11 protein-coding genes are annotated in these 13,627 nt (G+C 40.7%); 5 read left to right on the top strand and 6 right to left on the bottom strand.

Annotation, left to right across the window (positions count from 1 at the left end; translation table 11 throughout):
* Window positions 1–75: 75 nt before the first annotated feature.
* Window positions 76–1,086 (top strand): alpha/beta hydrolase family protein, encoded by a 1,011-nt coding sequence (locus tag A923_RS0100785; protein WP_017219727.1) that lies wholly within the window; start codon window positions 76–78, stop codon window positions 1,084–1,086.
* Between the two features lie 186 nt (window positions 1,087–1,272).
* The gene (locus tag A923_RS0100780) at window positions 1,273–1,695 is read left to right on the top strand and encodes an SRPBCC family protein (RefSeq protein WP_017219726.1); all 423 of its coding nucleotides are present in this window, start codon (window positions 1,273–1,275) and stop codon (window positions 1,693–1,695) included.
* Between the two features lie 84 nt (window positions 1,696–1,779).
* On the opposite strand, the gene A923_RS0100775 is transcribed toward A923_RS0100780, so the two are convergent.
* Window positions 1,780–3,012 carry a patatin-like phospholipase family protein gene (locus A923_RS0100775; RefSeq protein WP_017219725.1) on the bottom strand — a complete coding sequence of 411 codons (1,233 nt, stop codon included), beginning with the start codon at window positions 3,010–3,012 and terminating at the stop codon, window positions 1,780–1,782.
* Between the two features lie 194 nt (window positions 3,013–3,206).
* Here A923_RS0100775 and A923_RS0100770 point away from each other — a divergent pair, with 194 nt between their 5' ends.
* Both A923_RS0100770 and A923_RS0100765 read left to right on the top strand, forming a co-directional pair.
* On the top strand, window positions 3,207–3,569 hold the full coding sequence (locus tag A923_RS0100770) for a hypothetical protein (RefSeq protein ID WP_017219724.1): 363 nt from the start codon (window positions 3,207–3,209) through the stop codon (window positions 3,567–3,569).
* Window positions 3,570–3,766: 197 nt separating this feature from the next.
* Window positions 3,767–3,946, top strand: coding sequence for a hypothetical protein (locus tag A923_RS0100765; RefSeq protein WP_017219723.1), 180 nt, complete (start codon window positions 3,767–3,769; stop codon window positions 3,944–3,946).
* Window positions 3,947–4,046: 100 nt separating this feature from the next.
* Here A923_RS0100765 and A923_RS0100760 read toward each other — a convergent pair whose 3' ends face one another.
* The gene (locus tag A923_RS0100760) at window positions 4,047–5,063 is read right to left on the bottom strand and encodes an ABC transporter substrate-binding protein (RefSeq protein ID WP_017219722.1); all 1,017 of its coding nucleotides are present in this window, start codon (window positions 5,061–5,063) and stop codon (window positions 4,047–4,049) included.
* Window positions 5,064–5,256: 193 nt separating this feature from the next.
* On the opposite strand from A923_RS0100760, the gene A923_RS0100755 reads away from it, so the two are divergent.
* Window positions 5,257–6,957, top strand: a complete 1,701-nt coding sequence (locus A923_RS0100755; RefSeq protein WP_083849943.1) for an electron transfer flavoprotein-ubiquinone oxidoreductase — start codon at window positions 5,257–5,259, stop codon at window positions 6,955–6,957.
* 93 nt (window positions 6,958–7,050) lie between these two features.
* On the opposite strand, the gene glpD is transcribed toward A923_RS0100755, so the two are convergent.
* From glpD to A923_RS0100735, 4 genes are all read right to left on the bottom strand, one after another.
* Window positions 7,051–8,610, bottom strand: coding sequence for a glycerol-3-phosphate dehydrogenase (gene glpD, locus A923_RS0100750; RefSeq protein WP_026005992.1), 1,560 nt, complete (start codon window positions 8,608–8,610; stop codon window positions 7,051–7,053).
* A 336-nt stretch (window positions 8,611–8,946) separates the two neighbouring features.
* On the bottom strand, window positions 8,947–10,479 hold the full coding sequence (gene glpK / locus A923_RS0100745) for a glycerol kinase GlpK (RefSeq protein ID WP_017219719.1): 1,533 nt from the start codon (window positions 10,477–10,479) through the stop codon (window positions 8,947–8,949).
* 148 nt (window positions 10,480–10,627) lie between these two features.
* Window positions 10,628–11,485: an MIP/aquaporin family protein gene (locus tag A923_RS0100740; RefSeq protein ID WP_017219718.1), complete on the bottom strand. Its 858-nt coding sequence runs from the start codon at window positions 11,483–11,485 to the stop codon at window positions 10,628–10,630.
* Between the two features lie 462 nt (window positions 11,486–11,947).
* Window positions 11,948–13,117, bottom strand: coding sequence for an MFS transporter (locus tag A923_RS0100735; protein WP_017219717.1), 1,170 nt, complete (start codon window positions 13,115–13,117; stop codon window positions 11,948–11,950).
* Window positions 13,118–13,627: the final 510 nt, after the last annotated feature.

The raw sequence follows: 13,627 nt of genomic DNA, 5'->3' as shown, positions 1-13,627 counted from the left end.
AAACTGGTTTAAGGTCGTTAAATATAACAATCCACTCCACAATCTCATCAATGATTAATATTGATGGTGACACTTATGATTTTTAAATTATTTACTAGAAAACGATTAGCACTGATGAGTTTATGTTTCGTGAGTTCAGCGAGTTTGGCTAGCATTGGTATAACGGCAGAGGTATATCAAGATATTGATAGGCACAGGGTCATAAATACCAAAATTTTCTACCCAACAACGAAAACAAAATCTGAGGAACTCTATGCAGATAACCCCGCATTTTATGGCTTTAATGCGGTTAAGAACGCGCCCCCTACAGGAAGTGAACTACCAGTTTATATTTTGGTTCATGGAACATCGGGCAACTGGAAGAACTTATCATGGTTAGGGAGCCGCTTAGCAGAAGAAGGTGCTTTAGTTATTTCTGCAAATCATCCTGACTACACAACAGGTCAAGCGACACCTGATAGCGTTATGCGAATGTGGGAGCAGCCAAGAGATGTATCATTTTTGATTGATAAACTTTTAGCTAGTACTTATGTCCAATATATCGATAAGAAAAATATTACAGTTGTAGGTTATTCATTGGGAGGGTATACAGCATTATCACTAGCTGGAGCAAAATTTGATATATCTGGCTACCAAAATTATTGTTTACAAAATAAAGATGACTCTTGTGATTACTATAAAGGTGTCTTCAAAAATCTCACTCAAGAAGACCGTGTAATGATTTCAGGTGATTACAGGGATAAGAGAGTATCTAAATCTATAGCCATTTCACCGGGTTACGTTCCTGCCATTCTAAGTGATAGTTTGGATGATCTATCTGCAAACACGATCGTTGTTGGGGCTGAATTTGATGAAGTGATACCGCCTGAAAAACAGCTAAATCCGTATTTGGCTGAGAAACACAAGAATTTATTCTATGTTGAAATATCAGGCGCATCACATTTTAGTTTTATGCAAAAATGTAAACCTCAAGCAACCGCTATCCTAGCTGAAGAGGGGGCTGAATTTGTGTGTCAAGAAGCAAGTAATATCAATAGGAAGTCTATTCATAACGAGTTAATCTCAACTTCGTTATACTTTCAGTAATGCGAAACGTCCTCTTTGTCGCATAAGCACTAAGCCATTTCTGTCCACAAACGAGTTAGGTAATGAAATTAAACAATGTGAACACCAAGGGACTTTGTCGTACCAGTCACGTGAGTCGCCCCAACTTGAGAACCCCAAAAAACTAACTAGACTCAAATATGTACGCCCACATATAAGGAAAAGTAAATGGGACATTGCCACAATACGATAAACATCGATGCACCTATCGACAAGATCTGGGAAACCATCAGTAACTTCCATGACTTATCATGGGCTGCAGGTGTGATCACCTCTTTGCGCATCGTCGGTACGCAACAAGGTCACGAAATTGGCGCAAGGCGGGTATTAAACGATGCTTTTCATGAAACCTTAACCACAGTGAATGCCGAGCAGCACACTTTTTCATACAGCATTGATGACGGTCCTGGACCAGTGGCCAAAGATGCGGTCGATAACTATATTGGCGTAGTGAAACTGGTCGAAACAAGTGAGGGGACATTAGTTAAATGGGATTCAAGCTTCGAGTCAGCCAATAACCAAGAAGTTGCTGATTTTTGTGATCCTATTTATCAAGGCTTGTTATCTGCCCTGAAAGAAACATTTTCTTAACGGTATAAATCATATCTTAGTTATGTATAAAACAGTCGTTAAAAAGGAAGCATCTCAGCTTCCTTTATTCATATCGATTCAACATTACCTTAAGGTTGTTTTATCATTCAGAATATCAGCAAAGTTTTTTACAAAATGACGAGCGACCTCTTTGCCTTCTCGATAATCCATTTCTAAGTCATCCTTATCACTCAACAAAGCTCTGCTGCGTAAAGCTTTCTTTGGTGCTATTTGAATAACCGTCAATCCTTTAGGTGGGTTAACCAAAAAATCATTTAACTCACGATAAGATTGATAATAGCGAGCTAGCATTTCGATCACTTCACTGCTTTTACCTTTGTTGGACATCGAAAGAAAACGTTCTAAATTATCGGCGTTAAACAATTTCCAACTACCATTATCATTTTTCACCAGTTCGCTAATCCCCGGTAAAATAAGGGTGTTTTTTTCATCCTGATTTTGATTCTTATTAAGGCTGAGTACAGCTTTATCACTCCAATTTATTTTCCATAAATCAAAACGCTGAGTAAGATCTTCGTGGAGCGTTTTAAATTTATCTAGCGATTGCTCTAGGCTTAGTTTCTCAATATATTGTGGTAATTTCGATTCAATCTTTTGTCGCCAATCATACAATACACGCCCGCCATTATCGACACTCTCTACGGGTTCAGTTCGCACTACAACAATAACTTCAGCGCCGCGTTTCCATGCTTCTTGTACGGGTATCGCGGCACTCACTCCGCCATCAACCCATTCAAAATCGTTAAAGCTTATTTTTTTGGTGTATAAAATAGGCACCGCACAGCTTGCTCGAAGAACTTCTTTCCAGTTGTCCTGATACAGCGGCAGATATATGTCTTGCATGGTATCTTTTCGGGTTGCGCACGCAAAGGCCTGACGATACTGTAAATTTTTCCGTGCAGTAATGATATCCAGTGGTGTCAGTCCCTTTGCCGATACAGCATCCAGTGCCCAATCTAAATTCAGTGGCTGTTGTTTTCTCAGGTATTTATAGAGATTGAAGAATTCATCATCTGTGGTGTAATTGACAATAAAGTTGTAGCCAAATTTAGACTGACGACTGATAAAAGACGAGAGATTAAGTGCACCAGCAGAAGTGCCTATATACAGTTCAAACGGGTCAAAACCGGCATCCAAAAAATAATCAAATACGCCTGCGGTAAATATACCTCTCTGCCCACCTCCTTGCACCACCAAAGCTAGTTTTTTTTTCTTAGTCTGATCTATTTGCGTTAAAATTTCGTTGCTAACTTGGCGCTTAATGATACGTGAATTCAACAGCTGATGACTTGTCATAGTTTACTCACATTAATAGATTAGGTGGTGTTGAAAATAGATATGCAGTTATGTTATATGGGCAAGGCAGTACAACTACACCTTTCTGACATTGACTATAATCTAAGTGTAGAACACTGCTTGATTACTTATCTTGCATCTGCGGACTTTGGGCTGAAAGGTTTGATATCATCGCAATATTGGAGAACATATTTATGATAAACGTTAGCGGTAAAGACGGGACTTTAAATAATATTTTAGTTATTGGTGAAAAAGGAATAAGTAATGAAGGTTTTGTACGCTTATTTGACAGCTGTGAATTTTCAGTAAGTGTTAATCATGGTGATTTACAAGACATTGATCTTTTAAACTATGGCGCGATCGTACATTTGACACGTTCATCAGATTCATCGGCTTTATTATTAGACGACAGATTAACATCTGTTAAAGATGAAGAGTGGATTTTAATCGAAGGTGATGATGAAGATCTGCATTGTACAGTTAAGATTACGGTTTTAGCATCAGTAAAACTAAAGTTGTTTATTAGGACACTGTGGGCAAGGTTTAATATCACTTAATCTCGCTGATAATATAAGATTCTGTAAGATCTTAGCGTTAAAATACCCACCTCTTATTAACAATGCAAAGACTGGTTCTGCATTAAATGGGATGGGGTATTATGAATAAAGTAAAAATTAAGCAGTGGTACTTAGCATTATGTGGCTATAATTAGTGATATAGCGAATGATTTTAATTAGTGAATCAAGGGGGCGTTATGAAAATTTCAATCATTAAAAATGACACCGATATGGTAATAGCCTCTTACCAAATCAATTTAAACACGCTTGATCATACCCCCTCCGACGAAGAATATTACTCTCAGGCATGGCTACATGCAATTGAGGACGATATTGTCGAGGAGAATGACTATGCCAAATATAGTTTCAAGATATAGCTACGAACTATAAATAAAAGCTAAATGAGGAAGCATTCCAACTTCCTTTAACTAATACATCTGTGATGGCTCATATGCCTTACATCGTAGGGCCTTTTGATTATAAATCAGCTAGCGCTGCGGCTACTTTTATAGCCACGTCTTTCGGTACCCACTGACTCCACTTATCTTTATTATTTAATAAGAAGTGTTCAGCGGCATAATCACCGTCGGCTTGCTCTTCATCTATCCACGCTAACTGCTGGTTCATTTCATCATTGCTGAATGAACGTTTCCCAAGATACTGCATCACCGCAGGCGCTCGTTTAGAAAAATCAGTAGTCACAATACTCTGCACAGGCGCTGCTGGATAATCGGTTACTTTCGGGTTTTCACAGTCTTCAACAATGGTACAATTTTCAAATTCATCACGATCAAAACTAGTACCAAAATCAACACGCACCATATCGTATTTATCCATGATTGCCGTTGGTGACCAATAATAACCAAACCACGCTTCTTTATTTTCATACGCTTTAACCATCGAACCCGCTAAACCTGCGCCGGAACCTGGATCAACTAAATCAAAGCCGTAATCAGCAAGGTCCATCGCATTGAATAAGTTAGTCGTTGAGATCTGACAAGTCCAGCCAGCAGGACAAGCCATGAAAGCAGAACGCGTTGGATCTTCAGGGTGCTGGAATAACTTCGCATTGGCTTTAATACCCGCTAGCGTCGCTAAAGACGGATCTTTTTCAACCATATACTTAGGTACCCAAAAACCAGAAACTGCACCGTCAGAGAGTAAATCACCTGCCACAACAATGCGCCCTTCTTCACCGCCTTTTGCTAATGTCGCTCTGATCTGATTAGTCCAAAATTCAGGGGCAATATCAGGGGTATTTTTTTCAATCATCGACGTTGCTGTGATCGTTGAGTTACCTGGCACAATTTCAACGTCGCAAGCGTAGCCATGTTCTAGAATAAACGCATCAATATTAGCAACCAAGGTAGCGCTACCTAAGTTCATATCGGCGATGGTCACTGAACCGCATTCAGCAGTAAGCGTATTGTCTACTGCAAAAGAATTAAAAGACGCCATGGTCAACAGCAATGCTAAGGGTGCTTTTTTAAGCATCATAAAACCTCAAATTAAACTGGGTGTATTGAATATAGATGACGTTATTGTACTGCACTAATTTAAAGACCAGTTTAACCTTTAGTGAAAAATGTTAACTTGTCGCCAAAATTCAGCCAGTTAATTACTAATAGCAATATCGTTGGCGCTTATTCAAACATACACAATACTTAGATCAGCCATATGTATAAGGATGTTAAGTGTGAAGCGAGAATCAATGGAATTTGATGTTGTCATTGTCGGAGCTGGACCTGCCGGATTATCTGCCGCCTGTCGCTTACGTCAACTTGCACTAGACACTGATACAGAACTCAGTGTTTGCGTCCTCGAAAAAGCCGCCGAGATTGGCGGGCATACCCTTGCAGGCACCATCTTTGAAACCCGCGCATTAGACGAACTGTTTCCAGACTGGCAAAACTTAGACTCCCCCGTTACCTGCCATGTAAAGCGCGATGAAACATGGCTACTCAAAAATGCTACTACAGCCCGCCGCGTGCCAAGCATGTTAGTACCATCCAGTTTAGACAACAAACACAACTATATCATCAGCCTTGGCGACCTGTGTATTTGGCTAGCCAAACAAGCTGAACAACTGGGCGTCGAAATATTCACTGGTTTTGCCGCCAATGAATTCATCTTTGCTGAAGATAATAGCGTCAAAGGCGTGATCACCGGAGACATGGGACGTGATAAAAACGGCGAACAGAAAGAAAATTTCATGCCAGGGATGGAACTCATTGGCAAATATACATTAGTCACTGAAGGCTCTCGCGGCCATTTAGGCAAACAATTAATCGAGAAGTACCAATTAGATAAAGACGCCGATCCACAGCATTACGGACTCGGCATTAAAGAGTTGTGGCAGATAGACCCAAATATTCATCAACCGGGATTAGTCATTCACAGTATCGGCTGGCCATTAGCGGAACACGGTGCGACAGGGGGAGCTTTTTTATATCACGTCGGTAAAGATCAGGCTTATGTCGGTCTCATCACTGATTTGAACTATCAAAATCCTTATCTCAGCCCTTTCGAAGAATTCCAACGGCTTAAATTACACCCTGCAGTGAGTCGCTATTTAAAAGGCGGGAAACGACTAGCTTACGGCGCGAGAACTGTAACCAAAGGTGGTTATAACTGTTTACCGAAGATGGTATTCCCCGGCGGATTATTACTCGGTTGTGATGCCGGTACATTGAACGTGGCTAAATTAAAAGGCACTCATACCGCCATGAAAACAGGTATGGTCGGTGCTGAAGCCGTGTTTTCCGCAATGGCATTGACACGCTATAAAGCCAACGAAAGCACTGAACAAGCAACTGATAAAGCGACAGAAACCAGTAATAGCCTCGAACACTTCACCTTATTATATGAAGCATCTTGGGTTTACCAAGAGTTATATCAATCACGTAATTTTGCGCCGATCACGCATCGCTGTAATGCCATGCTAGGCGTCACCTGGTTTGAGCAAAACATATTGCACAAAAGCTTACCCTTTACCCTGCACGACTCAAAACCAGATCACAGCCAATTACAAAAAGTCACCCGATCGTCAGCCATCACGTATCCGAAACCAGATAACATCTTAACCTTTGACCGTTTAAGTTCGGTATTTTTAGCCAACATCCAACATGATGCCGACCAACCAAACCACCTTAAACTGACCGACCCGAGTATCCCTATGTGCACCAACCTGCCCCGTTTTGCAGAACCCGCGCAACGATATTGCCCTGCGGCAGTATATGAAATAGTCACGGTTGATAAAGAAGTTAAATTCCAAATAAATGCGCAAAACTGTATCCACTGTAAAGCGTGCGACATAAAAGACCCGTCGCAGAACATTGTATGGACACCACCAGAAGGCGGTAGCGGTCCCAACTATTCAGGAATGTAGAGCACATACTGGCGTATGAAAAAAAAGCGCTACTAATCAGTGATTAGTAGCGCTTTAATGTGAGTTGATCAATCAACGTAGTGAGTTACGCGATTAACCAACTTTATCTAACTTTACCGGATTAAGCTTTACGACTTGTGCATTGACGTAGTCAGCAACAGCGGCTTGTTGGGCTTTGTCTAAATACAAACCAAGCTTAGTACGACGCCACAATACATCTTCCGCTTTCTTGGCAAATTCTGTTTCAATCAAGTAATCAATTTCGCGGCTGTAAACACCGTGACCAAAGTTAATACCGAAATCAGCTTCAGATTTACAATCAGCGAATAATTTCCAAGTATCGGTACCAAACTGATTCACATAACGCTTCGCAATTTCAGGGTCTAGCCATAAGTGCTGTGAACAGATGTTGGCAACTAACTGTGTACGAGGGTAGTTAAAATCACCGCCCGGCAACGGCGTATCAGCTGTCCATGAATCACCTAACTTATCAAAGTACGGCGAAATTAGTTTCATTGCTGACTCAGCTAACTTACGGTAAGTCGTTAACTTGCCACCGAAGATAGATAGCAATGGCGCTTGTGTGCCTTCTTGCTCTAGTTCCAGTGTGTAATCACGTGTGATTGCTTGTGGAGATGAAGATTCGTCATCACACAGTGGACGTACGCCACTGTAAGTCCAAACAACATCGCTTGGCGCAAGTTGTTTCACAAAATGTTCGTTTACAACGTCAATCAGGTAATCAACTTCGTCATCAGAGATCGCGACTTTACGTGGGTCGCCAACGTATTCAACGTCAGTTGTACCTATGATTGAGAAGTCTTCCATGTAAGGGATCGCAAACACAATACGGTTATCTTTGTTTTGTAGAATGTAAGCTTGTTCTTCATCGTGGATACGTGGCACCACAATGTGTGAACCTTTAACCAAACGAATGTTACGTGGTGACTCTTCTTCCATGCTGTCATCGAAGAATTGCTTCACCCAAGGACCGGCCGCATTAACTAATGCACGCGCAGTACGCTCGAAACGCACGTTTGTTTGATCGTTTACAATTGTTACTTGCCATAAACCGTCTTTACGCACGGCTTTTTCTACACGGCAATAGTTTTCAACTTCAGCGCCGTTACGTTGTGCTGCCATCGCATTTAGAATAACTAAACGTGCATCATCAACCCAACAATCTGAATATTCAAAACCTTTGGTAATTTCTTTTTTAAGTAAACCTGATTTCGCTAAGTTAACTTGGTTACTACCGGGCAACGTTGTACGTTTACCCAAGTTGTCATACAAGAACAAACCCGCACGAATTAATAACGCAGGACGTAAGAAAGGACGATGTGGTAAACGGAAACGCATTGGTTTAACAATGTGTGGCGCTTTCTTCAGTAATACTTCACGCTCTGCAAGTGATTCTGATACCAGACGAAACTCGTAATGCTCAAGGTAACGTAAACCACCATGTATCAACTTAGAACTTGCTGATGACGTTGCTGAAGCAAAATCGGCTGCTTCATATAAACCCACAGTAAGCCCACGGCCTGCCGCATCTGCTGCAATACCAGCACCATTAATACCGCCGCCTACGACGATCAAATCTAGTACTTCACTGTTCACATTATTGGTCATTACTTTCTGGTTTCCATTATTCATACTTAACTCACTTTAATACATTCTTGTCTGAGCGAACGACCGCTTTCGAACATCTGCAACTAATATAGAACACTTCGGTATTAAAATCACCATTTACTTTCGCAATCGCGCATTTATTTTTACATTTCGAACATTTACTTTTGATTTAAAGCCTAATTCAATGCTCGAATAGCTATTAAACATGAAAAACATGTCAAGTTGATGACAAAAATAGCCTACTTTTATCAAAACGCACAAAAAAAAGAGCGCCACGACATAAACATTGCTATTTATATAATGGCGCTCTTTGTATTTAGATTAAGATGATGGCCTATTGGCAATCAAATTTAAACACGATTACAGTAAATCGTCTTCTTCGTCATGTCCTTCAGACCATGATTGTGCTGCTTTAACAGCACGCTTCCAACCACGGTAACGACGTTGACGTTTAACATCATCATCATGTGGTTCGAATGATTTTTCGATAACGGCTTTATCAGACAATTCATCGAGACCATCCCAGAAACCAACAGCTAAACCAGCAAGATAAGCCGCGCCTAATGCTGTTACTTCAGTGACAGCTGGACGTAATACAGTTGTATCTAATACGTCAGATTGGAATTGCATTAGGAAGTTATTCGCTACCGCACCGCCATCGACACGCAGCTCAGCCAATTTAATGCCTGAATCCGCTTGCATCGCATCAAGTACGTCACGTGTTTGATACGCAATACTTTCTAATGTTGCGCGGATAATGTGGTTTGCACCAACACCACGCGTTAGACCAACAATCGTACCACGAGCATATGCATCCCAGTACGGTGCGCCTAAACCTGTGAACGCAGGCACAACATAAACACCGTTTGATGAATCTACTTTAGTTGCAAAATATTCAGAATCTTTCGCATCAGAAAGTAATTTCATTTCATCACGTAGCCATTGGATAGAAGCACCACCCATGAATACCGCGCCTTCTAGTGCGTATGCGACTTCACCACGTGGACCACATGCCAAGGTAGTTAGTAGACCGTTTTTAGACGTTACTTTTTCTTTACCCGTGTTCATTAATAAGAAACAACCAGTACCGTAGGTGTTTTTCGCTTGACCTTGTTCTACACACATTTGACCATAAAGTGCAGCTTGCTGATCACCGGCGATACCAGCGATTGGGGTACGCGTACCGCCTTTACCACCTAAGTTCATTTGGCCGTATACTTCTGAAGACGATTTCACTTCAGCCATCATTGATAGTGGAATATCAAGGATCTTAAGTAGTTTTTCGTCCCACTGTAGCGTATTGATGTTAAACAACATTGTACGTGATGCGTTAGTGTGATCAGTTACATGTACGCGTCCTTGTGTCATTTTCCAAACTAACCAAGTATCAACAGTACCGAATAATAGTTTACCGGCTTCAGCGTCTTCACGAGCACCCTCGACATTATCAAGGATCCATTTAATTTTTGTACCTGAGAAGTACGGGTCAACAACAAGACCGGTATTTTCACGTACGTACTCTTCGAAGCCTGCATCTTGTGCTTTTAATTTGTCACAGATATCAGCAGTACGACGACATTGCCATACGATTGCGTTGTAAACCGGCTTGCCTGTTTCTTTGTTCCAAACAATCGTTGTTTCACGTTGGTTAGTAATACCGATACCGGCAATTTCAGCACTGGTGATACCTGTTTTCGCTAACGTTTCAACGAGTACTGAGCTCTGAGTTGCATAGATTTCAAGTGGATCATGCTCAACCCAACCGGCTTGCGGATAGATTTGCGTAAACTCACGTTGAGATACACTGACAATATTTGCATCGTGGTCAAGAATAACGGCACGAGAACTAGTTGTTCCTTGGTCTAAAGCAATAATGTATTTTTTCTCAGTCATTACGAAGTCCTTTTAATTTCATTTGGTATGAGTACTTCATCGTTAATTTAACATGAGTACTTATGTTTAATTATATACCTAAGCGATAATCAAAGTCGCTCAGGCGTTATTCAAAATTTATGCGGTATTATGTTTCAATGTCGCGAACTTATACTTCAGCCGCTTTAGCTTCAACTGATTCTTCATCACACTGGTTTGGAATAGTGCAACCATGACCTGCTGATGGTAGGTATTGACCAATCACTTTTGGATATAACCAACCGCCGAAACATGCACCTACAATTGGACCTAAGATTGGTACAATGAAGTAAGGAATTTCTTTAGCGCCAGTTAATGCAAAATCCCAACCCGCGAAGTAAGCGAATAATTTAGGACCAAAGTCACGTGCAGGGTTCATTGCGAAACCAGTTAGTGGACCTAAAGAGCCACCGATAACCGCGATTAGCACACCGATAAGCACAGGGTTCATTGCGCCACGTGGTTCGCCGTTGCTTTCATCACCTAATGCTAAGATAGCGAACATTAATACCGCAGTAATCACAAATTCAACCGCAAATGCGCCAATGAATGTTAATGATGGGTGTGGATAAGTTGAGAAGATACCCGCTGTCGATAATGCTGCTTCACTATTACGTAGGAAACCGTTAGCAATTTCGTAGTCAGTAAATAAGTTGCTATATAAACCGTATACTAACGCTGCAGAGCAGAAAGCACCCGCGAGTTGCGAGAATATATAAGGTAATACTTTGCTTTTATCAAATCCGTGAAATGCTGCAAGCGCAATCGTCACGGCTGGGTTAATGTGAGCACCAGAAACACCAGCAGTACAGTAAATAGCAATTGCTACACCCATACCCCAGATAATACTGATTTCCCATTGACCAAAACTAGCGCCAGTTAATACCAGTGCGGCTACGCAGCCAACACCAAAAAAGATTAACAGTCCAGTACCAATAAACTCAGCAAGGCATTCGCCCATCAGAGTATGCTGTTTATTGTTAGCCATGATTCATTCCTTTGTTTTATTTTATGTAGGGTGTACACAATGTTCGTGTGGATTTGAATTTACACTTTTAATACATAATTAAAACAAATAAAGAATAAAAGTGAGCGTTCGAGCACGAAAATATGTTCAAATGAGACAGCCTGTATCATATTCACTAACAAAACACGCTATACAGCGTTGGTTTGACCAAGATCAAAGCATACTTTATTTATCATTAAACGATAGTTTGCAACATAAATTAACACTTTATTGGTAGTAAAGTAGTGTTTTATATAAAAACAAGCTAATACAAGAGTATGGGAAATAATAGCGGATGGCGTAAATGTAATAAAGCGAACATCTGTAAGGTGAAACAATTAAAACGAACAAAATACGGTTAAACCAGTAACTGGCTTAACCGTATCAATCACACCGCGATAAAAGCAGCGGGCCCTTATTTACAGTAACCCGATTGCTGTAACCCTATTGTGGGATAGCAGAGTGATCGCTTGGCTTTGATGTCGCAGTTTTAATGAGCATATAAATACACATAGTTAACATGCAAACACCAAGGTACATAATCAAGCCATTATTATAGTGCTTAAAGCCTTGTGCCAAAACCGGACCGGCCACAGAACCGGCGCTATAACTCAACAGCATGATCTCTGTCGCCGCTACAATTTTACTCACGCCTAAGCTGTCACACGCTAACGAGATAGCAACTGGATAGAGTGAAAATACACTCGCACCCAATAACATATAGCTTGAGTTCAACAATACCGAGTTATGCGCCTTTAATATGCCGATAACACCAAGCAAACCGACTAAGCAAAATAATGACATTAATAATGTCTTACTCATTTTAGGTGATAAGTAGCTCACGATTGGTTGTACTAACATGCCGCCCAAAATAATAATCGCCATTAGCATACCCGTTTGTTCTGCACTGCCCGTTTGCGCTTTGATATACAAAGGCATTAACCCATAAATAGGTGCCATTAACATGCCAGAAACTAAACAACCCAAAATTGCAGGACGGCTTAATGCCTTTAGCTCTGCGAATCTGATCTTTTGGTGTCCAGTGCAATCAGGTTGCCCGGCCTTGATTAATAACGGCGGTAAAATGGCTATCAACAACACACCGATAACCACGCTGTAAGGAAATATGCCTTCTACACCGATTGGCACAAGTCCCAATTGGCCTAGTGCATTACCACCGTATAAAGACGTCATGTATAAACCCAAACGTTTCGCACGTTGTTTTGCGGTATCAGCCATTAATAACCAAGACTCAACAACAACGAATACTCCTGCAACCGCGATACCGGCAATAAAACGCGCCGCCAACCAAGTTGCAGCACTTGGCATTGCGATCATCAAAAAGATCGTCAATAACAGCACACTTAAAAACAAAATAAACGCAAGGCGATGGCCTATTCTTGCCACTACACCTTCTATCTGTAATGAACCAATCAATAGCCCCAAATAAAAGATACTTGCCAACCAAGGTGTCAATGTAAGACTGAGTCCAAATGATTGCAAAGATAACGGAATTAGGCTCATTAAAAAGCCAGATGCAATAGCAAAAAATGACAAACCAACAACAGGTACAAAAGTACTATTTCGTGAGTTTGTGCAGGCGAATGTTCCCACCTTGTATCCTCGAGTTAAATTGTTAAAATATAGGTTAAGCCGCTATATGTGTACCAGACACTGGTTACTGCATATTTCGGCGAGACTTTAATCCTAAATCAACTGGAAGTAAAGATTATTCTTATTAAAATATAAAATACTTTATGAATGGTAAACCCGTGTTTAACGACTACATTTCAAACAGTTACGGGAATGTTAATGTTTTTCATTATCTACTTTCATTACTTACCCTAAAATGAAACCCATACAATGAACAATAAAATGTCAAAGCACTGTTTAAACAACACTACTTCGCATTAAAGCGACATAACAACACAGTTAACATCAAGTTATAGACGTTTTATAATATGCATTTAAAATGAATGAGTTAAGGGTTTTCAATATAAAACCTTGATGCACAGCTATCCCTACAGATGATATTTTTGTTGTGTCAGCGATTCAAGCTATATTGGGCGAGGTAATAGAGTTCAGGTAATAAGTGAGGTCGAGGTGACGAGGAATAGTGACGAT

Source organism: Moritella dasanensis ArB 0140 (assembly GCF_000276805.1).
GTDB classification, from domain to species: domain Bacteria; phylum Pseudomonadota; class Gammaproteobacteria; order Enterobacterales; family Moritellaceae; genus Moritella; species Moritella dasanensis.
The sequence above is the reverse complement of the archived record's forward strand: the minus strand, read 5'-3'. Positions and strand labels throughout refer to the sequence as shown.

Bases quoted from the DNA above. Each gene is read 5' to 3' on its own strand.
- glpD (WP_026005992.1), bottom strand. From the start codon at position 8,610: ATGAATAATGGAAACCAGAAAGTAATGACCAATAATGTGAACAGTGAA.
- A923_RS0100785 (WP_017219727.1), top strand. From the start codon at position 76: ATGATTTTTAAATTATTTACTAGAAAACGATTAGCACTGATGAGTTTA.
- A923_RS0100740 (WP_017219718.1), bottom strand. From the start codon at position 11,485: ATGGCTAACAATAAACAGCATACTCTGATGGGCGAATGCCTTGCTGAG.
- A923_RS0100775 (WP_017219725.1), bottom strand. From the start codon at position 3,012: ATGACAAGTCATCAGCTGTTGAATTCACGTATCATTAAGCGCCAAGTT.
- glpK (WP_017219719.1), bottom strand. From the start codon at position 10,479: ATGACTGAGAAAAAATACATTATTGCTTTAGACCAAGGAACAACTAGT.
- A923_RS0100760 (WP_017219722.1), bottom strand. From the start codon at position 5,063: ATGCTTAAAAAAGCACCCTTAGCATTGCTGTTGACCATGGCGTCTTTT.
- A923_RS0100770 (WP_017219724.1), top strand. From the start codon at position 3,207: ATGATAAACGTTAGCGGTAAAGACGGGACTTTAAATAATATTTTAGTT.
- A923_RS0100765 (WP_017219723.1), top strand. From the start codon at position 3,767: ATGAAAATTTCAATCATTAAAAATGACACCGATATGGTAATAGCCTCT.
- A923_RS0100780 (WP_017219726.1), top strand. From the start codon at position 1,273: ATGGGACATTGCCACAATACGATAAACATCGATGCACCTATCGACAAG.
- A923_RS0100755 (WP_083849943.1), top strand. From the start codon at position 5,257: ATGTTAAGTGTGAAGCGAGAATCAATGGAATTTGATGTTGTCATTGTC.